This is a genomic window from Pseudomonas sp. NPDC090752, from assembly GCF_055584805.1.
On sequence record NZ_JBVJLI010000015.1, the window covers coordinates 141,229 to 163,634 of the forward strand.

The 22,406-nt window shown below is 63.0% G+C and carries 20 protein-coding genes; 9 read left to right on the forward strand and 11 right to left on the reverse strand.

Annotation, left to right across the window (positions count from 1 at the left end):
* Window positions 1-68 precede the first annotated feature (68 nt).
* From ACZ6YA_RS19780 to ACZ6YA_RS19790, 3 genes are all read left to right on the forward strand, one after another.
* Window positions 69-719, forward strand: a complete 651-nt coding sequence (locus ACZ6YA_RS19780; RefSeq protein ID WP_465898779.1) for a nicotinamidase — start codon at window positions 69-71, stop codon at window positions 717-719.
* Window positions 716-1,915, forward strand: coding sequence for a nicotinate phosphoribosyltransferase (pncB, locus tag ACZ6YA_RS19785; RefSeq protein ID WP_465898780.1), 1,200 nt, complete (start codon window positions 716-718; stop codon window positions 1,913-1,915). The genes ACZ6YA_RS19780 and pncB overlap by 4 nt, the downstream gene beginning before the upstream one ends.
* Window positions 1,916-2,078: 163 nt before the next feature.
* Entirely contained in the window at window positions 2,079-2,369 is a 291-nt protein-coding gene (locus ACZ6YA_RS19790) for a stress-induced protein (protein ID WP_465898781.1), read from the forward strand.
* Between the two features lie 5 nt (window positions 2,370-2,374).
* Here ACZ6YA_RS19790 and ACZ6YA_RS19795 read toward each other — a convergent pair whose 3' ends face one another.
* On the reverse strand, window positions 2,375-3,271 hold the full coding sequence (locus ACZ6YA_RS19795; RefSeq protein WP_465898782.1) for a LysR family transcriptional regulator: 897 nt from the start codon (window positions 3,269-3,271) through the stop codon (window positions 2,375-2,377).
* A 112-nt stretch (window positions 3,272-3,383) separates the two neighbouring features.
* Between ACZ6YA_RS19795 and ACZ6YA_RS19800 the strand changes: the two genes are divergently transcribed.
* Together ACZ6YA_RS19800 and ppnN are read left to right on the forward strand one after the other, a co-directional pair.
* Complete coding sequence (locus ACZ6YA_RS19800) at window positions 3,384-4,445, forward strand: YeiH family protein (RefSeq protein WP_465898783.1); 1,062 nt, start codon at window positions 3,384-3,386, stop codon at window positions 4,443-4,445.
* A gap of 49 nt (window positions 4,446-4,494) precedes the next feature.
* Window positions 4,495-5,868: a nucleotide 5'-monophosphate nucleosidase PpnN gene (gene ppnN / locus ACZ6YA_RS19805; protein ID WP_465898784.1), complete on the forward strand. Its 1,374-nt coding sequence runs from the start codon at window positions 4,495-4,497 to the stop codon at window positions 5,866-5,868.
* A 29-nt stretch (window positions 5,869-5,897) separates the two neighbouring features.
* Here the strand turns inward: ppnN and ACZ6YA_RS19810 are convergent, their stop codons facing one another.
* From ACZ6YA_RS19810 to katG, 4 genes are all read right to left on the reverse strand, one after another.
* A complete protein-coding gene (locus ACZ6YA_RS19810; protein WP_465898785.1) occupies window positions 5,898-7,064 on the reverse strand; it encodes a GGDEF domain-containing protein in 1,167 nt (388 codons plus the stop codon).
* Between the two features lie 108 nt (window positions 7,065-7,172).
* The gene (locus tag ACZ6YA_RS19815) at window positions 7,173-9,719 is read right to left on the reverse strand and encodes a bifunctional diguanylate cyclase/phosphodiesterase (protein ID WP_465898786.1); all 2,547 of its coding nucleotides are present in this window, start codon (window positions 9,717-9,719) and stop codon (window positions 7,173-7,175) included.
* A 97-nt stretch (window positions 9,720-9,816) separates the two neighbouring features.
* The gene (gene pssA, locus ACZ6YA_RS19820) at window positions 9,817-11,145 is read right to left on the reverse strand and encodes a CDP-diacylglycerol--serine O-phosphatidyltransferase (RefSeq protein ID WP_465898787.1); all 1,329 of its coding nucleotides are present in this window, start codon (window positions 11,143-11,145) and stop codon (window positions 9,817-9,819) included.
* A 125-nt stretch (window positions 11,146-11,270) separates the two neighbouring features.
* Complete coding sequence (gene katG / locus ACZ6YA_RS19825; RefSeq protein WP_465898788.1) at window positions 11,271-13,526, reverse strand: catalase/peroxidase HPI; 2,256 nt, start codon at window positions 13,524-13,526, stop codon at window positions 11,271-11,273.
* A gap of 358 nt (window positions 13,527-13,884) precedes the next feature.
* On the opposite strand from katG, the gene ACZ6YA_RS19830 reads away from it, so the two are divergent.
* Window positions 13,885-14,787: a LysR family transcriptional regulator gene (locus tag ACZ6YA_RS19830; RefSeq protein WP_400794787.1), complete on the forward strand. Its 903-nt coding sequence runs from the start codon at window positions 13,885-13,887 to the stop codon at window positions 14,785-14,787.
* A gap of 4 nt (window positions 14,788-14,791) precedes the next feature.
* Here the strand turns inward: ACZ6YA_RS19830 and ACZ6YA_RS19835 are convergent, their stop codons facing one another.
* The 4 genes from ACZ6YA_RS19835 to ACZ6YA_RS19850 all read right to left on the reverse strand — a co-directional run bounded on the left by ACZ6YA_RS19835 (window position 14,792) and on the right by ACZ6YA_RS19850 (window position 19,214).
* A complete protein-coding gene (locus ACZ6YA_RS19835) occupies window positions 14,792-15,670 on the reverse strand; it encodes a DMT family transporter (protein ID WP_465898789.1) in 879 nt (292 codons plus the stop codon).
* A gap of 227 nt (window positions 15,671-15,897) precedes the next feature.
* The gene (locus ACZ6YA_RS19840) at window positions 15,898-17,997 is read right to left on the reverse strand and encodes a putative bifunctional diguanylate cyclase/phosphodiesterase (protein WP_465898790.1); all 2,100 of its coding nucleotides are present in this window, start codon (window positions 17,995-17,997) and stop codon (window positions 15,898-15,900) included.
* 132 nt (window positions 17,998-18,129) lie between these two features.
* A complete protein-coding gene (locus ACZ6YA_RS19845) occupies window positions 18,130-18,624 on the reverse strand; it encodes a GNAT family N-acetyltransferase (protein WP_465898791.1) in 495 nt (164 codons plus the stop codon).
* A gap of 167 nt (window positions 18,625-18,791) precedes the next feature.
* The gene (locus ACZ6YA_RS19850; protein ID WP_465898792.1) at window positions 18,792-19,214 is read right to left on the reverse strand and encodes a RidA family protein; all 423 of its coding nucleotides are present in this window, start codon (window positions 19,212-19,214) and stop codon (window positions 18,792-18,794) included.
* 187 nt (window positions 19,215-19,401) lie between these two features.
* On the opposite strand from ACZ6YA_RS19850, the gene ACZ6YA_RS19855 reads away from it, so the two are divergent.
* A complete protein-coding gene (locus ACZ6YA_RS19855) occupies window positions 19,402-19,722 on the forward strand; it encodes a hypothetical protein (protein WP_465898793.1) in 321 nt (106 codons plus the stop codon).
* Window positions 19,723-19,767: 45 nt separating this feature from the next.
* On the opposite strand, the gene ACZ6YA_RS19860 is transcribed toward ACZ6YA_RS19855, so the two are convergent.
* Complete coding sequence (locus ACZ6YA_RS19860) at window positions 19,768-19,980, reverse strand: PLDc N-terminal domain-containing protein (RefSeq protein WP_465898794.1); 213 nt, start codon at window positions 19,978-19,980, stop codon at window positions 19,768-19,770.
* Window positions 19,981-20,166: 186 nt separating this feature from the next.
* Here ACZ6YA_RS19860 and ACZ6YA_RS19865 point away from each other — a divergent pair, with 186 nt between their 5' ends.
* Window positions 20,167-21,174, forward strand: a complete 1,008-nt coding sequence (locus tag ACZ6YA_RS19865) for a GlxA family transcriptional regulator (RefSeq protein ID WP_465898795.1) — start codon at window positions 20,167-20,169, stop codon at window positions 21,172-21,174.
* Window positions 21,175-21,181: 7 nt separating this feature from the next.
* Here ACZ6YA_RS19865 and ACZ6YA_RS19870 read toward each other — a convergent pair whose 3' ends face one another.
* The gene (locus ACZ6YA_RS19870; protein ID WP_465898796.1) at window positions 21,182-21,853 is read right to left on the reverse strand and encodes a TetR/AcrR family transcriptional regulator; all 672 of its coding nucleotides are present in this window, start codon (window positions 21,851-21,853) and stop codon (window positions 21,182-21,184) included.
* Window positions 21,854-22,053: 200 nt separating this feature from the next.
* Between ACZ6YA_RS19870 and ACZ6YA_RS19875 the strand changes: the two genes are divergently transcribed.
* Window positions 22,054-22,302: a CsbD family protein gene (locus tag ACZ6YA_RS19875; RefSeq protein WP_465898797.1), complete on the forward strand. Its 249-nt coding sequence runs from the start codon at window positions 22,054-22,056 to the stop codon at window positions 22,300-22,302.
* Window positions 22,303-22,406 lie beyond the last annotated feature (104 nt).

The following is a 22,406-nucleotide window of genomic DNA, read 5'->3' on the forward strand; positions in this document are numbered from 1 at the left end:
AATACAGAACGCTTGACACATTTAATACACCAGGTGAATTATATAGGCATTCCAGCGAGGAGAGCCCCATGAAAATCGCCAGTTTCGATGTCGACGCGCAAAACGGCTTCACCGCCAATGCCCCACAGGAACTGCCGGTGCCCGAGGGCAATGAAATCGCCGCCGACCTCAACGCCATGGCCCTGCGTGCCGACCTGCGCCTGGGCAGCAAGGACGCCCACCCCGCCAACGCCGCCTGGGTGGTTGCCGAAGCTGGGCAAATGCTCCAGCCGCTGGCACTGGCCAATGCCGACCTGACCTGGGTCAGCCACTGCGTACCTGGCACTCCCGGCTTCGAGCTGCTGCCTGGCCTGCCCGCCCCTATCGACTACGACTACTTCGTCTGGAAAGGCGTCGAGCCCGACCTGCACCCCTACGGCGCCTGCTATCACGACCTGGCCGAGCGCCGCTCCACTGGCGTGATCGAGTACCTCAAAGTGCAGCAGGTGGATGCCGTGATCGTCGGCGGCCTGGCTCTGGACTATTGCGTGAAGACCACCGCCCACCAGCTGCGCCAGGCCGGCTTCCAAGTGCTCCTTTACCTGCCCGCCTGTCGGGCCCTGACCCATGAAGGCGCCATTACTGCCTGCGGAGCGCTGGCAGCCGAGGGCGTCATCCTCTGCGGCGACGAAGCCGCACTCGACCACCAGCTCTCTCTGATCAAGGAAGCCCGCCCATGAGCGACAGCGTCTTCGGCCCACGGATCATCCAGAACCTGCTGGACACCGACTTCTACAAGATCACCATGATGCAGGCGGTGCTGCACAATTACCCCAACGCCGAGGTGGAGTGGGAGTTCCGCTGCCGCAATGGCGAGGACCTGGCCCCGTACTTGGCTGAAATTCGCTACCAGGTGCAGCAGCTCGCCGAGGTCTCGGTCACCCACGACCAACTGGCGTACCTGGAAAAGATCCCGTTCATCAAGCCGGACTTCATACGTTTCCTGAGCCTGTTCCGTTTCAACCTGCGCTATGTGCAGGTCGGCCTGGATGACGCTGGGCAACTGGCGATCCGCGTGCGCGGGCCGTGGCTGCACGTGATCCTCTACGAGATTCCGTTGCTGGCGATCATCAGCGAAGTGCGCAACCGCTACCGCTATCGCGAAGTGGTGATGGAGCAGGTGGGCGAGCGGCTGTACCAGAAGCTCGACTGGCTCAAGGCAGAGGCCAGTGCCGATGAACTGGCAGGCTTTCAATTGGCGGACTTCGGCACTCGGCGGCGCTTTTCTTATCGGGTGCAGGAAGCCGTGGTCCACACCCTCAAGCGCGATTTCCCAGGCCGCTTCGTCGGCACCAGCAACGTGCACCTGGCCCGCGAATACGCGCTCAAACCCATCGGCACCATGGCCCACGAATGGTTCATGGCCCACCAGCAACTCGGCTCGCGCCTGGTCGACAGTCAAATTGCCGCGCTGGAGTGCTGGGTGCGGGAATACCGGGGGCTATTGGGTATCGCGCTTACCGACTGCATCACCATGGATGCATTCACCCACGATTTCGACTTGTACTTTGGCAAGCTGTTCGATGGCCTGCGCCACGACTCGGGCGACCCGCTGACCTGGGCCGAGAAGGCCATCACCCACTACGAAAGACTGGGTATCGACCCACGCAGCAAGACGCTGATCTTTTCCGACGGGCTGGATTTTGCCAAGGCGCTGGGGCTGTACCGCGCCCTGCATGAACGGATCAATGTGAGCTTTGGCATCGGCACCCACCTGACCTGTGACATCCCCGGCGTCGAGCCGATGAACATCGTGATCAAGATGACCGCCTGCAACGGCGCCCCGGTGGCGAAGATCAGTGACAGCCCTGGCAAGACCCAATGTCGGGACGAGAACTTCGTGGCGTATCTCAAGCATGTGTTCAAAGTGGCGTAATCCCGGCTTGTTGGCCATGAGGCTTTTACGACGCAATACATCCGACTACTAATCCTTTCGTGCACCCCGTCCGGTATTACGAAAACAGTGTGAGCAAGCCTCTGGCTGCCAGCCTCTGAACTGTACACAGCCTTTCTGTGTGAACTTCACGAGGTGCGAGATCATGGCTAACGATCAAGGCAAAGGTGGACAACAAGGCGGCATGCCAGAACAGAATCCGGATCAGGCCACCAATGACCCAAATAAAAAGTGGGACACAGGCCGTCAGGGTGGACAGACGCCGGATGACAAATGGGAAAAGGATTCCCAGCGTTCAGGCGGTGCAGGTCAACAGGGTGGGATGGGGGGCCACGGCGCGGGGAGCAGATCTGACGGCGACCGTGAGCAAGGTATGGACCCCGGCACTCAGGTCAATGACGAAGAAGACAGCGGTATGAGCAAGGACGATCGCTGAGCATCTCAGGCCAGGGTTGCAGGAGCGCCTTGGCCTTCACACAACTCCATGAACCGCGCCGCCGCTCGCGACGGCGTGGCTGCATGCGGCAACAAGATGGAAAAGCGCCGCCCCAGCGGCTCTGGGGCGATATGCAAGCGCCGTAACGCGCCGTCCTCATGCCTGATCGACATCGCCGATACGAAGCCGATGCCCATCCCCGCCCGCACCGCCTCCTTCACGCCTTCCACACCGGCGATCTCGAGCGCCACGCGCATCGCCACACCGCTGCGAGCAAACGCGCGCTCGACGATCTGCCGCACGCCCGAGCCGCTTTCGCGCAGTACCAGCGGGTAGCTGCCAAGCGATTCCAGGGTCTGCTGCTCAACAGCCGCTAATGGATGTCCGCTGGGTACGATGGCAACGATCTCGTCCTCGCGCCAGGGCGTAACACCGGTGCCCAGCGGCAATTCCTGGCCGGGTGGACCTTCGATCAAGGCAATGTCGACGCTGTCCAGCGCCGCGACGATTTCGGCTGTATTGCCGTGGGAAGTGGACACCACTACTTCGGGGTAGCGTGCGTGGAAGTCGGCAATCAAATACGGCAACAGGTAGCTGGCGGGCGTGGTGCTGGCGCCGATTCGCAACGTGCCGCGTTCCAGCCCGCGCATGGCCTCGCGCAACGCCTGGGCCTGGCGGAAGGTTTCACGCAGACGCTCGGCGTGGGCCAACAACTGTTCACCTGCCGCGGTCAGCCGCACACCTCGCCCGGCGCGCTGATATAGGGGCTCGCCAAACGCTTCTTGCAGCAGTTTGAGCTGGCCGGAGACAGCCGGCTGCGACAAATGCAAGGCCAGGGCCGCATGGCTGATGTTGCCATGCTCGGCAACGGTGGCGAAAGTTATCAGCTGTTCCGGGGTCATCCCATCAAAATATCAGCTGCACGGATACTTGGCATCCTGAATTACGATTTTTTATAAGCTTATAACCAAAATAAAATAGGCCCTGTCAAAACGCCTTTTCCGGAGGACTCACATGGCCACGGTTCCGTCCAACCCCGCCTTTGCCCCTACCCTCTCCACCCGAGGGCGGCTCAACGGCATTCTGTTCGTCGCGCTGTTTGCGTTCGCGGTCACCCAACTGGCCGCACTGCCTGCCATTGCCAACGTGGGCATCAGCCCGCTGATCGTCGGCATCGTCGCTGGCGCCTTGTACGGCAATGCCCTGCGTGACGGCGTACCCGCCAGCTGGGCAGCCGGCATCAACTTCTCTGCGCGCGGCCTGTTGCGCATCGCCGTGGCGTTCTTTGGGCTGCGCGTCAGCTTGCAGGAAATCGCCGAAGTCGGCTGGTCCGGGCTGACGGTGTCGCTGCTGGTGGTGGTCAGCACCCTGCTGATCGGCCTGTGGTGTGGCATGAAAGTGCTCAAGCTTGACCGCGACACTGCCTTGCTGACCGCCGCCGGCAGCGCGATCTGCGGCGCCGCCGCCGTGCTGGCGTTCGAATCGGCGCTGCGCAGCGCGCCGCACAAGAGCGCCATGGCGGTCGGCAGCGTGGTGCTGTTCGGCACCCTGTCGATGTTCCTCTACCCGCTGGCGATCAATGCCGGCTGGCTACACCTGGATACCCTGGGCGCCGGCCTGTTCCTCGGTGGCACGATCCACGAAGTGGCCCAGGTAGTCGGCGCGGCGAGCAACGTCAGCCCCGAAGCCACGCACATCGCAACGATCGTCAAGATGACCCGGGTAATGCTGCTGGTGCCGGTACTGCTGGTGGTCGGTCTGTGGATCAGCCGCTCGCGCCAGCCGGGCCAGGCTCAGGGCAACGGCCGCATCGCCATGCCCTGGTTCGCCTTCGGCTTCCTTGGCCTGGTGCTGGTGAACTCGCTGCAGGTCCTGCCAACCAGTGTGACCCAGGCGGTCAACAGCCTCGACACCTTCGCCCTGACCATGGCCATGACCGCGCTGGGCATGGAAACCCGCTTCAGCCAGATCCGCCAGGCCGGCCCGCGGGCGCTGGTCACCGGGGCTATTCTCAACCTGTGGCTGCTGGGTGGCGGCATGGCAATTACGCTGGGTGTGCAAAAGCTGTTCGCATGACTTATGGTGTTGGAAAGAAGGATGTTTTACCTGCACAGGAAAGACTTAGATGCCCCAACGCCATGTCATCAATGCATCCGTCAGCCCCAAAGGCAGCCTGGAGACGCTGTCGCAACGTGAAGTCCAGCAACTGAGCGAAGTCGGTACCGGTACGCTCTACACCCTGTTCCGCCAGTGCGCCCTGGCCATCCTCAACACCGGTGCGCACGTTGACAATGCCAAGACTATCCTCGAAGCCTACAAAGACTTCGAGGTGCGTATCCACCAGCAAGACCGTGGCGTGCGCCTGGAGCTGCTGAACGCGCCGGGCGACGCCTTCGTTGATGGCGAAATGATCGCCAGTACCCGCGAGATGCTGTTCAGCGCCCTGCGTGACATCGTCTACACCGAAAGCGAACTGGCCAGCCAGCGTATCGACCTGGAAAGCTCCCAGGGCATCACCGACTACGTCTTCCACCTGCTGCGCAACGCCCGCACCCTACGCCCAGGCGTGGAGCCGAAAATGGTGGTGTGCTGGGGCGGCCACTCAATCAGCAGTGAAGAGTACCAATACACCAAGAAGGTCGGCCACGAGCTGGGTCTGCGCAAGCTGGACGTCTGCACTGGTTGCGGCCCCGGCGTGATGAAAGGCCCGATGAAAGGCGCTACCATCGCCCACGCCAAACAGCGCATGCACGGCAGCCGCTACCTGGGCCTGACCGAGCCGGGCATCATCGCCGCCGAGGCGCCCAACCCGATCGTCAACGAACTGGTGATCCTGCCGGACATCGAGAAGCGCCTGGAAGCCTTCGTCCGTGTCGGCCATGGCATCATCATCTTCCCCGGCGGCGCCGGTACCGCCGAAGAGTTCCTCTACCTGCTGGGCATTCTCATGCACCCGGACAACCAGGACCTGCCCTTCCCGGTGGTACTGACCGGGCCGCGCAGTGCCGAGCCGTTCCTGCTGCAATTGCATGCCTTCGTCGGCGCCACCCTCGGCGAAGCCGCCCAGCGCCATTACCAGATCATCATCGATGACCCGGCCGAAGTGGCGCGGCACATGGTCGAAGGGCTCAAGGAGGTCAAGCAGTTCCGCCGCGAGCGCAACGACGCCTTCCACTTCAACTGGCTGCTGAAGATCGACGAGGGCTTCCAGCACCCGTTCGATCCGACCCACGCCAACATGGCTGAACTGGACCTGCGCCGGGAACTGCCGCCGCACGAACTGGCGGCCAACCTGCGCCGGGCGTTTTCCGGGATCGTCGCGGGCAACGTCAAGGACAAGGGCATCCGCCTGATCGAACAGCACGGGCCGTACCAGATCCGTGGCGACAGTGCAGTGTTGGAGCCGCTGGGACGCCTGTTGCAGGCGTTCGTCGACCAGCACCGGATGAAGCTGCCGGGTGGCGCGGCGTATGTGCCTTGCTATCAGGTTGTGACCTGAGACCATGGGGCCGCTTTGCGGCCCCATTGCTATCTGGCGGGACTCACTTCCGTGCGGTCAACCAACCGAATGCTGTCACGCCCGCCCCGCTTGGACTGATACAGCGCCACATCCCCCTGTTCAATCAACGCTGCCAGGCTCGCCGGCGGCTGGTCGAACAGACTGGCGCCGATGCTCAGGGTCACCGCCTGTGGGGTGGGCATGGCCTGCTCGGCAAATTGCTGGAATTGGCCGCGCAACACACTGCCCAGTTCCACCACCCGCTCACTGCTGGCAGCGCTGAGCAGAATGACGAACTCATCGCCCCCCAACCGCGCCGCCAGCGCCCGCTCCGGCAGCACCGTGCGAATCATTTCGCTCAGCGCGACAAGCAAGCGGTCACCGGCGGCGTGGCCGTGCAGGTCATTGACCAGCTTGAAGTTGTCGATGTCGATCAGCAGCAAGGCGCCAGGCCGGGCCGGGCTCACGTCCTTGAACAGGTGTGTGGCACGGACTTCCAGCGCGCGGCGGTTGTACAGTGCCGTCAAAGGATCGCGCGCGGCCAGGCGGGCAATCCGTTCTTCACGGCGATAGCGCACGGTACCGGTCATCGACAGGGCGATCAGCATGATGGCCATGGCCCCCTCGACCAGCGATATCTGGATGATCAGGCCACCAAAGGTGGCCAGGTCGATCAGCGTGCCGGGGGTGACTGCGATGATCGCCTTGGCCACGTAGAACAGGCCATGGATCATCAGCACATAACGCAACTGCACCGCCCCCACGCTCAGCGACTTGCCGTGCGGGCGCAGCAGCAAGCTACCCTTGAGCGTGAGCAGCGCCACCAGCAGCGAGTTGGCCATCAGCATGACTTTCGACCACTGCGGCCCCGGTGGCAGCAGCAACAAGGCGAACCACAGTGGCACAATCAACAGCCAGGCCCATGACAGCCGTGCCTGGGTAAACCTCACCACGCCCAGCAGGAAGAACGCGTGCGCCACCACCAGCAGCCCGTTGGCGAACCAGATACCGATCAGCAGCAAGCCGATGCCGCGCAGCAGGGCCAGGGTCGAGCCGACCGTGATGGTGGCGAAACCGGCACTCCAGAACAACAGCGAAGGTTCGCGGACACTGCGCCATTCGATCGCCAGATACAGCGCAGCGGCGGCGGCCAAGGCAACGGTGATGGTCAGCATCGTGGGTGGATCAAGCGCCATAGACGGATTGGCCTGTCGGGTTAACAAAGAAAAGGCGTGATTGTATGCGCTTGAGACGAGTTTTCAGAGGGACGAAGCGACGCGCTGCATGCAAATGAATGTAACGCGTCAAGGCACGACCCGCTCCGTGGCCATTGCCGCCTCCATCAAGCGCACCAACGCCTGGTCTTCCACAGGCTCACTGAGCAGGAAACCCTGCACCTCATGACACTGGTCGACGCAGAGCAGCGCCAGCTGTTGCTCGGTTTCGACGCCCTCGGCGGTCACCGTCATGCCCAAGGCATTACCCATGTTGATGATAGCCTGTACCACGCTGCGATCTCTGTCGCTTTTGCCCAGCGCCTGCACGAAACGCTTATCAATCTTGATACTGTCGAACGGGTAAGTGCGCAGGTAGCCGAGTGACGAATAGCCGGTACCGAAATCGTCCATGTTCATGCGCACGCCCAATTCCTTGAGCGCATTCATGGTGTGCAGCGCGCCTTCGACATCGTTGAGCATGACGTTCTCGGTGATTTCCAGCTCCAGGCGGTGCGCCGGCAGGCCGGTATGTTTGAGCGCTTCGGCAACGTCGCGCACCACATCGCTGCGGCGAAATTGCACAGGCGACACGTTCACTGAAACCATCACCTCCAGCGGCCAGGCGCGGGCGCGGTTGCAGGCGTCGCGCAGTACCCAGTTGCCCAACTGCACGATCAGGTCCGACTCTTCGGCCAGCGCAATGAAGCGGTCAGGGCGCAGCAGGCCGAGGCGCGGGTGATGCCAGCGCACCAATGCCTCAGCGGACGCCACCGTGATGCCATCGACCCTGAAGCGCGGCTGAAAATGCAACACCAGCTCATTACGCGGGATCCCTTCGCGCAGTTCACGTTCGAGGGCGCGCTTTTCCAGCAACGCGGCATTGAGCTGCGCCGAAAAGTAGCGCCAAGTATTCTTGCCGGCCTGTTTCGCATTGTACAGGGCAACGTCGGCATAGCGGATCAGATCGCCCGCTGTGCCGGGATAATCGGCCGAAAGCACCACGCCGAGACTCGCACCGACCTGCGCGCTATGGCCATCCAGCTTGATGGGTTGGCGCAACGTCTGGATCAGCCGACTGCAGAAACGGTCCACGTCCTCGCGCTGGCCAGGGCGCGCCAGTACCACGATGAATTCATCCCCGCCCAGGCGGGCTACCAGGTCGCTATCGCGGGTCACGTGCCCCAGGCGCTGGGCGACTTCCATCAACACTGCATCGCCGGCCGGGTGGCCAAGGCTATCGTTGATCGGTTTGAAGTTGTCCAGATCGAGCATAAGCAGCGCCAAGGGAACGGGCGCGTCTTGTTCGAGAAAACGGAACAACTTGTTGCGATTGGGCAGGCCCGTGAGGGCATCGTGCATGGAAAGGTGCTGAATCTGCGCGTGGGCGGCTACTTCATCGGTGATGTCGCTGCAGGTGCCGCGAAAGCCTTTGCAGATGCCCTGTTCGATGATCGGTCGCGCCGCGATTCGACATTCACGCCGCTGGCCTCGGCGGTCGCGATAGTGGCAGCGCAGGTTAGCGCTCGATTCGCTGGCGGCGAGGCCGTGCAGCCAGGTTTCGATGTGGCAGGTTTCGCACTCCAGCAGTTGGTTGAGAGAGCGCTGCAGCCATTGTTCGACATCATGCCCGGTCAACTCGGCGAAGCGAGCCGACAAATAGGTCATGCGTTGCTGGACATCGGTTTCCCAGATCCAGTCCGAGGCAGCCTCGGCCACCGCCTTGAAACGTGCCTCGCTGGTTTCCAGCGCGTTCCTGGAAGCCGCCAGCTGGCGGTGGCCGCGGTCGATGCCGGCACTGGCGCGCATCGCATGGCGGGCGAACCCGGCCATGAACAAGGCGATAACCAGCACGGCCAGGGCCAGCGGCAGCACCACTTTGCGAAGCAGTTCCGTGCCGGGCTGCTCGATATGCCAGGTCAAGGCATGGCCGCTGCCGTCGAGCGGCAGATAGCCGCGCTCGGCCTCGAACTTCCCTGCGGTGGGAACGGTGAAATCCGCCAGGCCCACCGTCTTGGCCAGGGCGTCGAGCATGGCCGGGTCGAATGCGCGGACAAACACCAGAACCGCAGTGGGCGTTGGCAGATGGTGTGGCAAGGACGGTGGCCGAATGACCGCTGCAGTAAACAACGCCGGCTGGCCTCGGAACAACAAATAGCCGGATGCGGCCTGCTCCTGCTCGGCGGCCTTGCGCGCCTGTTGCCGTACGCGGGCGCTGCTGGCGCTGTAGCGCTCGAAACGCTGCGCGCTCAGCTGCCCATCAATTACCGCGTAAAGGGTGCCATCGTCATCCAGCACAAATACGCCCTCGTAGCCATCTTCGCTGTAGAGGGTCTGCCCGACGTTGTCTTCTTCGTAGGCCCAGTGGCTGTTCACCGGGCCGGCCAAGTGGTCGTAAGCGGCCTGCCAGAAAGCATGGGTCAGTAAAAAGCTGCGCTCGGCTTTCTGCAATTGAACCAATGCCGACTCGGCGAGAAAACGGCTCTGTGCCTGCTCTCGCTCATCCAGGGTCTGGGCGATGCGATATAACGAGACCAGGCCCAGCAGCAGAGCCAGGATCAGCACGCCAAAGAAAGCCAGGGTGAGCTGGCGGATCACATGGCTGCGCGGCGAGCCATTGCCAAGGGTTGCATCCATTCGGGGCGAGCCTTTTGCCAGGGAATTATCAAAGTTGACTGACAATCGGCTGGCAATGATCGCAACAACTGACGACTGGTGCGCCGCAGCGCCGACCTCAGAGCACGCGTTTGATCAACGGTTCCAGTCGGCTGTAGCGCAGGCGCCGCAAGAACTTGCGCACTTCCTTGGGGTGCTCGGCCTGCGCGCCCAATTCATCCGCCGCACCGATCTGCGGTGCATGCCGGCGAATGCTCTCAAGCTCCACCGCTCGCGGCACCAGCCACTGGCCGTGCGGGTCGTCGATCAACAAGCCGTTTTCCAGGTCCAGGTTGAACCCGCGTGGATTGAGGTTGTTGCCGGTCAGCAGCGAATAGCGCTGGTCGACCCACACCCCCTTGGCATGGAAGGTATGCCCCGGGTCGTTCCAGACACGCACCAGCAATTGGCCGCTGGTGATGGCAGCGTGGCGCCGCCGGGCAAAGGCGCGCAGGGTGTCTTCGTAAAGGTAGGGCAAGGCACCGCTGGCGCTGAACGGTTCGCCCGGGGCGATATAGAAGTCGTTGGCGGTACGGTGGCCGACAATCAGTTCGATCCGCACCCCTCGTTCAAGGGCTTGGTCGATCTCGCGCATCACCACCCTTGGTGGGTTGAAATACGGCGTACTGATGATGATCTGCGCACGTGCCGCCGCCAGCAATGCGCACAGCGTGCGGTTGAGCGGATTGCCACGGCCGACGCCAAGCAGCGGAATCACCCGCAGCCCCTGCTCCGGGGTGGCTGCGGGTGCTTCATAGGCCATGCGCCGCAAGCGTGCCCGCAGGCGCCGGATGTCGCCACGCAGGTTGCGGGTTTCGGGTGGCGCGGGCAGGTCCAGGCGCGGTGTGGCGGTGTGGTGAAGCAGGCGCCGCACGAGGTCGACCATGGCATCGGCCAGCCCCGGCGACTGGAACAGGTGGTAGCGATCCAACCGGTAGCGATCGAACCGGTGCAGGTAAACATTGTTGAGGCTGGCGCCGGTGTAGATCACGCAGTCATCGATCACGCTGCCTTTCAGGTGCAGCACGCCAAACAGCTCGCGGGTTTGTACCGGCACGCCATGGATTACCACATCCAGCCCACGCAGCTGGCGCTGGGCCTGGTACCAGGCGGCATTGCCGGGCTGACGCCCTGCCCCCAGCAGGCCGCGCCGGGCACGAAACCAGTCGACCACGATGACGATCTCCAGGCCTGGCCGCGCGGCCTTTGCCAGGTACAGGGCATCGAGCACTTCCTGCCCGGCCTGGTCCTCCTGCAGGTACAGAGCAACGATGACGATGCGCCGGGCCGCCGACGCGATGCGCTCGAGCAGGCAGGCGCGGTAGGCCGCCGCATCCGGCAGCACCTGGATGGCCTCGGGCGCAATGGCGAAACCTGGCAGCACCGCCAGCATGGATTCGGGGTTCACGTCGTTTCACCTTCTGTTTGCATGCAGGTCCACTCCTGTAGGCCCAGCTTGCACAGGAAGCGCGCAATGGTCCACCCGTTCTTGCGCCAAACCTGGGGCGCAAAGCACCCCAGGTTGGTACGACGCTATTTCAGATCAAAACGATCGAGCTCCATGACTTTCACCCAGGCCGCAACGAAGTCCTTGACGAACTTGTCCTTGCCGTCGCTGCTGCCATACACCTCGCTCAGCGCCCGCAACTGGGCATGCGAGCCGAATACCAGGTCGACACGGCTGCCCGTCCACTTCACCTGCCCGGTCTTGCGATCCCGGCCTTCGAAGGCTTCGTTGTCATCTGAGGTCGGCTTCCACTCCACGCCCATGTCCAGCAGGTTGCGGAAGAAGTCGTTGCTCAGGGTGCCCGGCTTGTCGGTGAACACGCCATGCTTGCTGCCGCCATGGTTGGCGCCGAGCACCCGCAGGCCGCCAATCAGCGCGGTCAGCTCGGGCGCGGTGAGGGTCAGCAGCTGGGCCTTGTCCAGCAGCAGTTTCTCGGCCTTGACGCTGTAACGGGCCTTGGTGAAGTTGCGGAAGCCGTCGGCCAATGGTTCGAGCACGGCGAACGACTCGACATCGGTCTGCTCCTGAGAAGCGTCGACACGGCCCGGGCGGAAGGCTACGTTCCCGGTATATCCAGCATCCTTGGCCGCCTTCTCGACAGCGGCGGTACCGGCCAGCACGATGAGGTCGGCCAGGGAGACCTTCTTGCCGCCGTTGTTGAACTCGCGCTGAATGTTCTCCAGCGCCGCCAGCACCTTGTCCACGCCCTGGTTGGCAGCCCAGCCCCTCTGCGGTGCCAGGCGCACACGGGCGCCGTTGGCACCACCACGCTTGTCGGAACCACGGAAAGTCGAGGCTGAAGCCCAAGCCGTGGAAACCAGCTCGCCCACGCTCAGGCCCGAGGCCAGGATCTTGGCCTTGAGCGCAGCGATATCCTGCTCGCTCAACGGTGCCTGATCGGCTTTGGGCAGCGGGTCTTGCCACAGCAGTTCTTCACTGGGCATTTCCGGCCCGAGATATCGCGCCAATGGCCCCATGTCGCGGTGGATCAGCTTGTACCAGGCACGGGAGAACGCGTCCGCCAACTGCTCGGGGTTGTCCTTGAAGCGCCGGGCGATCGGCTCGTAGATCGGGTCGAAACGCAGGGCCAGGTCGGAGGTGAGCATGGACGGTGCGTGTTTTTTGCTCGGGTCGTGGGCATCCGGCACGGTGCCAACGCCTTTGCCCTCTTTCGGCCGCCACTGGTGAGCGCCGGCCGGGCTCTTGGTCAGTTCCCATTCGAAGTTGAACAGGTTGTTGAGGTACTCGTTGCTCCAGCGGGTCGGGGTCGAGGTCCAGATCACCTCCAGGCCACTGGTGATGGTATCGCCCCCCTTGCCGGTGCCGAATTTATTGGCCCAGCCCAGGCCTTGCTGCTCAAGCCCGGCGGCTTCCGGTTCGGCGCCGACGTTGTCCGCAGGGCCGGCACCGTGGGTCTTGCCGAAAGCATGGCCACCGGCGATCAGGGCCACGGTTTCTTCGTCGTTCATGGCCATGCGGCCGAAGGTTTCGCGGATGTCCTTGCCCGATTTAACTGGGTCGGGCTCACCTTCCGGGCCTTCCGGGTTGACGTAAATCAGGCCCATCTGCACAGCGGCCAACGGGTTTTCCAGGTTGCGCTCGGCAGACAGGTCGCGGTTCTGTTCCTCGCCATGCTTGGCCGGCTCGGCCACCAGGTCGCCCTGTCCAGGCGGCTGGGCCTTTACCTGGTCCTTGCCGTAGCGGGTGTCACCGCCCAGCCAGACCTTTTCCGAGCCCCAGTACACGTCTTCGTCCGGTTCCCACACATCGGCGCGGCCGCCGGAAAAACCGAAGGTCTTGAAGCCCATCGATTCCAGGGCAACGTTGCCGGTGAGCACGATCAGGTCGGCCCAGGAGATCTTGTTGCCGTACTTCTGCTTGATCGGCCACAGCAGGCGCCGGGCCTTGTCCAGGCTGACGTTGTCGGGCCAGCTGTTGAGCGGGGCGAAGCGCTGCTGGCCAGAGCCTGCGCCACCGCGGCCATCACCGATGCGGTAGGTGCCAGCGCTGTGCCAGGCCATGCGGATGAACAACGGGCCATAGTGGCCGAAGTCGGCCGGCCACCAGTCCTGGGAGTCGGTCATCAAGGCGGTCAGGTCTTGTTTCAACGCCTGGAAGTCGAGGCTCTTGAACGCCTTGGCATAGTCGAAGTCCGGGTCGGGGCTGGACTTGGACGAGTGTTGGTGGAGGATTCTGAGGTTGAGCTGGTCAGGCCACCAGTCACGGTTGGTGGTACCGCCACCTGCGGTTTGATGGAACGGGCATTTCGATTCGTTCGACATCTGCTATTACCTTTGGGTCGGTTATCCAGATTTCCGGTCTATGCCAGGTGTTCTTTCAGCCGAGCACATGGGCTCATGCCTACCCCTCATCAGGTCAGGTCGGTCACGTTCCGACACGGGGCTGGCGAAGCTGTCACGGTGTGGCGGCAGGGTCTTGCATACACGTGCTCAGGCGCCGCCTGCATGCGCAATTCGCAGGGCCAGAGTCAAGACTAGCCGAGCTTGGGCAGACTTCTAATAGAGTGGCTATTAGGGGGTGATAGGTTGGCTCTGTTACAGGTCCGCACATCCATACAAGGCACAAGGGCCAGCGCCGTGCTTCAATACCCCGCCCCCTCCTTGCCGTGAGCCAAGCACCATGAACCGCAACGACCTGCGCCGCGTCGACATGAACCTGCTGGTGCTTTTTGAAGCCCTGATGATCGAACGCAACCTCACCCGCGTCGGCGAAAAGCTGTTCATCACCCAATCCACCGTCAGTGCCGCCCTCGCCCGCCTGCGCGAACTGTTCGACGACCCGCTGCTGATCCGCAGCGGCCGGGCCATGGAGCCCACCCCGCGCGCGATGCAGATTTTCGCCGAGCTCGGCCCGGCCATGGATGTGATTTCATCGGCGATCAGCCGCGCCCGGGAATTCGACCCGGCCAACAGCTGCAACGTGTTCCGCCTGGGTCTCTCCGACGATGCCGAGTTCGGCCTGTTCCCGGCCCTGCTTCAGGCCCTGCGCGAGGAAGCACCAGAGATCAGCGTGGTGGTGCGCCGGGCCAACTTCCTGCTGATGCCAAGCCTGCTGGCCAGCGGCGAGATCTCGGTCGGCGTCAGCTACACCACCGACCTGCCCGCCACTGCCAAGCGCCGTAAACTGCGCGATATTGGCGTACGCGTGCTGCGCGCCGACGACCGCCCAGGCCCGCTGACGCTCGACGAATACTGCGCCAGGCCACATGTGATGGTGTCGTTCTCAGGTGACATGAGCGGCAATATCGACCTGGACCTGGCGCGCATCGGCCGCTGCCGCAAGGTGGTGCTGGCGGTGCCGCAGTTCGGCAGCCTGCGCGCCCTGCTGCGCAACACCGAGATGATCGCTACCGTGCCGGACTACGCCGCCTGTGCCCTGGCCGACGACGGCAGCCTGCGCGCCGACCCGGCGCCGTTCGAGATCACCGAGGCGGAGTTGTCGATGGTCTGGAGCGGCGCCCAGGACAACGACCCGGCCGAGCGCTGGCTGCGCGAGCGGATTCTGCAGTTCATGGCCCGGTAGCGGTTCACTTACTACGCTGCATCCAGGCGGCACCCAGCCCACTCAAGCAGATGATGGCAATGCCCGCCAAGCTCGCACTGTCCGGCACCTGGCCGTAGATCAGCAGCCCCAGCAACCCGGCAAACACGATCTGGCAGTAGCTGAACGGCGCCAACAATGCGGGCGCGGCATGGCGGAAGGCCTGGGTCAGCAGCAAATGCGCGCTCATGCCGAAGCCCCCTAACGCCAGCATCAGCAATGCATGGTCCCAACGCGGCAGTTCCCAGAAGAACGGCACCAGCGCACTCATCACCAGGGTGTTGCACAGCCCAGCGTAGAAATTGCTGGTGGTCGGGCTGTCGTAGGCCGAAAGGATGCGCGTCAGCAACTGATAGAAGCAGAACCCCAGCGCCGAGCCAAACGGGTACAGGATGGCCGGCGTAAACATCGCGCCGCCGGGGTGCACTACCACCAGCACGCCGATGAAGCCCAGCACCACCGCTACCCATTGCCCTGCAGTCACCCGCTCCTTGAGCAACGGCGCCGACAGTGCGGTGACCAGCACCGGGGCGAGAAAGTTGACCGAAGTCGCCTCGGCCAGCGGCAGGTATTGCAGGCCAGTGGTGAACAGCAGGCTGGTGCTGAGCAGGCTCAGCGCTCGCAAGGTCTGCAGCACCGGGCGCCGGGTGCGCAATACATTGAGGCCGGACTTGGGCAGGAAGATCCCGGCCATCAGCAAGGTGTGCACCACATAGCGGGCCCACACCACCATGACGATCGGGTACAGGCCACCAAGGAATTTGGACAAAGCATCGTGGCTGGCGAACAGGAGCGTCGCCACCACTACCAGAACGATGCCGCGCAGGGGGTGATTGACTCCGGACAGCGGTGTGCTGGAACTCATGGCGTTCTCGATGGCGGCGCGGCGGCATGCAGCGCCAGGTGAAGGCAGGTGCGACAGCAGGGATTCTAGAAGAGATACGACGACTTGAGAAAGGCCAATTGACGCGCCGGTTCAGGGCGCGATGTTTTCCGTTCGCTGATCGACCACTTTTGCGGGTGGTGAGCTCGGGCTTTGCGCCGGACTGGGATAGCTGAGCATCTGGGGCCGCTTTGCGGACCCGCTGGCACTCAACCCGCCGCCACAGCCACTTGCTTCAACCGCTCGCCCGCCGGTACCGGCCGCCCATACAGATACCCCTGGAAGTGCGAGCAACCCTCTGCCCTCAGGCGCTGCATCTGCTCTTCAGACTCGACCCCCTCGGCCGTGGTCTTGATCATCAGGCTGTTGGACAGCTCGGTGATCGCTCGAATGATCGACATTGCCTCACGGCTCTCGCACATATCATGCACGAACGACTTGTCGATCTTGATCCGATCGAACGGGAACGAACGCAGGTAACCCAGCGACGAATACCCGGTACCGAAGTCATCCAGCGAGATCGACACGCCCAGGTCCTTCAGCGCGCGCAAGGTGCGCACATTCTCTTCGCTGTTGCCGAGCAATACCGACTCGGTGATTTCCAGCTCCAGGCGCCGCGCCGGCAGGCCCGAGTCGGCCAGGGCCAGCGCCACGGTCTGCACCAGGTTGGCATTCTTGAACTGCACCGGCGACAGGTTGACCGACACCGTCTGCTCACTGTCCCAGGTGGCCGCCTCCTGGCACGCCAGGTTGAGCGCGCGGATACCCAGCTCGTGGATCAGCCCGGTCTCTTCGGCGATGGGGATGAAGTCCATCGGCATGACCATGCCCCGGGTCGGGTGTTCCCAGCGCAGCAGCGCCTCGTAACCGGTCACGCTGCTGGTCCGTTGATCCACCACCGGCTGGTAATGCAGGTGCAACTGGCCCAGGTGCAACGCGGTGCGCAGGTCGGTTTCCACCAGCCGGCGCTGGCGCGCGGCGACATCCAGCTCAACCTGGAAGCACTCATAGCGATTGCGCCCGTTGCGCTTGGCCTCGTACAACGCCATGTCGGCATAGCCCAGCAGTTGCTCGGCCTGTTCGTTGTCATCGGGCGCGATGGCGATGCCGATGCTCACGCCAACGGTAAACTGGTGGCCCTCGATCTGAAACGGCGGGCAGACCGCGTCGATCAGACGCTGCGCGGTATTGCAGGCGGCATCGCGGTCATCCAGGTGGGTAAGCACCACGGCGAACTCGTCGCCGCCCAGGCGGGCCAGGGTGTCGTGTTCACGCAATTCGCGGCGCAAGCGCTTACCCAGGGCGCGCAGTAGCTTGTCGCCGAAGGCATGGCCGAGGGAGTCGTTGATGTTCTTGAAATTGTCCAGGTCCAGGCACAACGCTGCAGTCAGCTTGTCGCCCTCGTGGCCGCGCACCAGCGCCTGCTTGAGCCGCTCGTTGAACAGCGTGCGGTTGGGCAGGCCGGTCAGCGCGTCGTGATGCGCCATGTGGTGGATCTGCGCGTGGGCGGCCAGCTCTTCGGTGGCATCTTCGGCGACGAACAGCACGTAGTCGGCCTGGCCTTCTCGATGCTGGCTGAGCAGTGCACGGCTGCGCAGCGTACGTGGCCCGCAGGCGGTATCGACGCGGGTTTCAGCGGCGTAGCCCTTGGCATTGCGGGCGCCGCGGCTGAGCTGTTGCTCCAGGTAATCGGCAGCGGCCGGCGCGAGGCATTGGCCCGGGAGCTGGCCGATCATGCTGCTGCCACGCCCGCCGAACAGGCGCTCGGCCTGCTGGTTGGCCAGCAGGATGCGCTGGCTTTCCAGGTCCTGGACAATGACGCTGGCGGGAATATTGGCGATCACCGAATCGAGGAACTGCGACAGCTTGGTCATCTCCTGGCTGTACTGCTCGGCCAGTTCCTTGGCCTGCAACAACTCCAGCTCCTGTTGGCGGCGCTCCGAAATGTCGCGGGTGACCTTGGCGAAACCGACCAATTGGCCGTTGTCATCGCGCACGGCATCAATCACCACATGAGCGTGAAACGCGCTGCCATCCTTGCGCAGGCGCGAGCCGACTTCCTCGAAGCGACCGGTGTGGCGCGCCTGCTCCAGGTTCTGCTCGGGCAGGCCAGCGGCGCGCTCGGCTTCGCTGTAGAACAGCGAGTAATGCTTGCCAACGATTTCGTCGGCAAGGTACCCCTTGGCCCGTTGGGCGCCAGGGTTCCAGTTGGCGACAATACCGTCGGGGGTGAGCAGGTAGATGGCATAGTCCACCACGCTTTGAATCAACAGCCGGTACATGATGTCGGGGCTTGCGACTAGCGACATGAAATTTACCTGAACCTGCAGCGCGCACGAAAAGGAGCCCCAGCCCAGAGCGGCTGAGTCTTGATCAGAAGTGCTGGCATTATGCCGCGTAGGTTGATTTTGTGAAGTGGTTCACAAAATTTTGCTGCTCGCTCAATGCAGCGCGGCGGTGACCTTGTAGGTCAGCAGGTTGGGATCGTCGTCCAGCACGATTTGCTGCACCCGCCGTGGCAGGTCGGCCACCACGGCCGTGCAAAAGGCGACGGCCACGGGGTCCGGCGCGTAACAGCGCAGCAGCCAATCGCCCGGGGCACTGAGCATCTGTTGCGCCACGGCGCGGCCGATGCCCTGGCGACGATAGCGCTTGAGGATGAACAGATCGGCCAGTTCACTGGCGTCGAAGCCTGGTAGCTCGCTGCGCTCGACCAGCACGAAACCGGCAATGAAGCCGTCCACCAGCACCAGGCTGGCGCTCCAGCCTGCGGACAGCCAGTAGCGCTGCAGGTGCTCCTCATGGACGTAGAAGCGCCCATCCACCTCGACATCTTCCTGCTCCCAATCAGAGGATTCGTAGGCGTAGAACTGATAGAGGTTGCGGATCAGTTCGGCCTGGTCGGCGGTGGTCGGGAGCAGTTCGATGGGCAGCATGATGGGCTCGGATGAAAAAGCGATTCTAGGCTGTGTACGAAAAGTTTGAAACGCAGGTTAGGCAAGGCAAAAACCGGCGAGGAAGCGGAGTGGACTGGTTGTCAATGAGCTTTCCGAGCCGGTTTTTAACGCAGCATAACCAAGTTTCAAGCGATTTCGTACATAGCCTAGGGCTGGTGCTCTGTAATTATCGCTGCAACTGCCTCAATCTCAACCAACATCCCATCCAGCGCCAAGCGCGGTACCGGGATCAGTGTGCAGGTCGGCTTCATGTGCGCACCCCAGGCCCGATCGGCCTCGGCCACCCACTGGCGCAAGCGTTCTTCGCTGTGGTCGACGATCAGCAAGGTCAGCTTGCACACCTGGTCAAGCCGAGCCCCTTTAGAGGCAAGGGCCGTCTCGACATTGGCCAGTGCGCGGCGTGCCTGCTCGGCGAACAGCGGCGACAACTGGCCTTCGGTATCTTCGCCCCCTTGCCCGGCAACGAACAGCAACCGGCTGCCGGCGCGTACTTCGGCCACATGGGAATAGGCATTGCCGCTGGGGTCGTACAAGCCTTGCGGGTTGGACAGCTGGAAAGCAGGGATCATGGCGCGCTCCGTCGTGTAAATGAGCACCCGAGTCTGCGACCTTGAGTTAACTGGAGGTCAAGCCGCGTGTAGGTCATTTCTATACGATCGGTCAAACGGACCAACACCGCGTATGTTTGCCCTGCGTGATTTGCTCGTTAGATTGCAGTCTCCGGCACGGAGGCCAGCACTCAGCCAAGGACATTCCATGAGCCAAACACACGCGTTCCAACTGTCGTACACCATCAGCCCTATCAAAAGGATTCATGAACCCGAAGCCGAAAAGGCGCGTGCACACATGCGCGAGAAGATGGGCTGGGCCACCGTCGATGACGTACAGACCACGCTGCTCGGCGAAATCCCCCTGGCGTCGGGTACCCAGACCGAAAAACGCCACGAGGCCCGTAACTGGGTGCGCAAGCAGCTCAGGACCGCGTTCAAGTCGCTGGAGGTCGAACACCTGATCAACTTCTCGGGGAGCTTGATGGTCAGCAGCTTGACCGAGGCCATCGAGGTGGACATTCCCTGACAAGCACCACAGGCATCAGGCACCCAGCACCTGATGCCTTGCCCCTCATTTTTCCTGCAGCACCGCCCTGCCCTTCACCGCTCGCGGCCCGCGCCACGCCCAGAACAGCAACCCGGGGAACGGTGCATAGACCACAAAGACGATCCACAGCATCTTGCGCTCGGCGCGCCGATCGCTGCCGATGATGTGCCAGATGGCGAAGATCTCCAGCAGGATGACCACGGCCGCGACAATGATCCAGATTGTTCCGATTTCCATGAGCACTCTCCCGTTGGCATGTACTGGGTTGGGTAACTGCTCGCGGTGAGGGTTCATTCGGATATCCTGTCTGCACCCGCCCACTTGCCTCAACACGACCTTGAACACGACACTCCCACCCTGGCGATTGTCTTTCCCTCGGCCACCCGCCACACTCTCACGGCCAGCCAGGAAGCGGAGTCCAGAGTGCCCACCCCACGTCAGTTCAGTAAGAAGACTAGCACCAGCAACATGCTGCGGCTCAAATCCGTGGCCGGCAGCCCGCAAGCGCCCTACCGGGTCGACTTCGTCCTGCTCAAACACTTCTCGATGGCGAGCTTCACCGTGGCCATGGACGTGCTGGTCACCGCCAACCTGCTGCGCGCCGACAGCTTCGCATTCACCCCCCTGTCGCTGGACGGCGATCGGGTGCTGAGCGACCTGGGCCTGGAGCTGGTAGCCACCGAGCTTGCCGCCAGCGAATTGAAGGAACTCGACCTGCTGATCGTCTGCGGTGGCTTGCGTACCCCGCTCAAGTACCCCGAACTCGACCGCCTGCTGGATGACTGCGCCGCCCACGGCAAAGCATTGGGCGGGCTGTGGAACGGTGCCTGGTTCCTCGGCCGCGCCGGGGTGCTGGACGACTATGGCTGCAGCATCCACCCCGAACAGCGCGCCAGCCTGTCCGAGCGCAGCCCGCAAACGCGCATCACCCCGGCCAGCTTCACCCTCGATCGCGACCGCCTCAGCGCCGCCAGCCCCAACGGCGCCATGGAGCTGATGCTCGGCCTGGTGCGCCGCCTGTATGGCGACGGCCTGGCCGAAGGCGTCGAAGAAATCCTGTCGTTCTCCGGCGCACGCTATCGCCAGGTCGGCCCAGGCGCGAAAAAGTCCATGAGCCTGCACCTGCGCACCATCGTCGAGCTGATGGAGAACAACCTCGAAGAAACCCTCAGCCTCGACCAGCTGGCCGCCTACAGCGACCGCTCACGCCGGCAGATCGACCGCCTGTTCCAAGCCCAGCTGGGCACCTCGCCGCGGCGCTACTACATGGAACTGCGCATCACCAAGAGCCGCCGCCTGCTGCAATACTCCGACCTGTCGGTGATGGAAGTGGCGGTGGCCTGCGGCTTCGTCTCGGTGTCGCATTTCAGCAAGTGCTATGCGGCCTACTTCGGCTACCCGCCGTCGCGCGAACAACGGCTGGGCGAGTGAAGGGCCTTCAGACCTTGATGTAGCGCATCACCGCTTCGCAGATCACCGCCTTGTGGCGCAGCTTGATCTGCTCGTCGAGCAGGTCGATCTGGAAGATGTCGCCAAAGGTGTGACGGTTCGACACCCGATAGAAGCAGAACGAGCTCATCAGCATGTGCAGGTCGATCACCTCGATGCCCGGGCGGAACACGCCCTCCTGCACACCGCGCTGCAGCGTGCGGCCCAGGGCCTGTAGAACCAGGCTGCTCATCTCGCGAATGACCGGGGTTTTCTTCACGTACTCGCCGTAGTGGATGTTTTCGTTGCAGACCATGCGCACGAAATCAACGTTGCGGTCGTGGTGGTCGAAGGTGAACTCGGTCAGACGCTGGATCGCCTGCACGGCCGGCAGCGACTCCAGGTCCAGGCGATGCTCGGTCTTGCGGATGTCACCGTACAGCTTGACCAGGCACTCGACGTACAGCTGCTCCTTGCTGCCGAAGTAATAGTAGATCATGCGCTTGGAGGTGGCCGTGCGCTCGGCGATGGCATCCACCCGCGCCCCGGCCAGGCCCTGCTGGACGAACTCGTTGATGGCGGCCTGGAGGATGTCCTCGCGGGTTTTCTCGGGGTTGTTCTTGCGCGATTTGCGTGTCCCTTCGGTCTCGGGCTGGCCGAGGGGGGCTACGGGGTGGCTCATGGCTGCTCACGGGATGTTTATTGGGATTTGCCGGGGATTATCCGTGAGGTAGGCGGCGCAGGGAAGCGCGCTGTTGGTCGAGTGGTCAGGATTGGGGCATGAATTATTGAGGCACATGGTAGCGGTTTGAACTTATCGATAGGTGCTGCCCCCTAATCCTGCGTTAGGCCCACAGCTAAATCACAGGAAGGTTTCCAACCATGAAGCGTGAACAGATCGAAGGGATTGTAGAAAAGGCTGCAGGCAAGGCACAGAGTGCGGCGGGACAGTTGTTCGAAGACCCGTCCCTGGAATCCGAGGGTGATGCGCGCCAGGCGTCGGGGCAGCTTACGAAGAGCTATGGTGATGCGGTGAACACTGTATCCACCTTCGTGAGGGAGAAGCCGCTCACTGCACTCGCAGTGGGCGCAGGTATTGTGCTGGTGCTGAATCGCCTGCTACGTCGCTGAGCCCTCCCCGTGGGAGCAACTGTCTTCCACAAAACTTAGAAAGCTGCGCGATCCCTGTGGGAGCGGGCTTGTCCCGCGAACACGGGCGAAGCCCGTGCCATCCA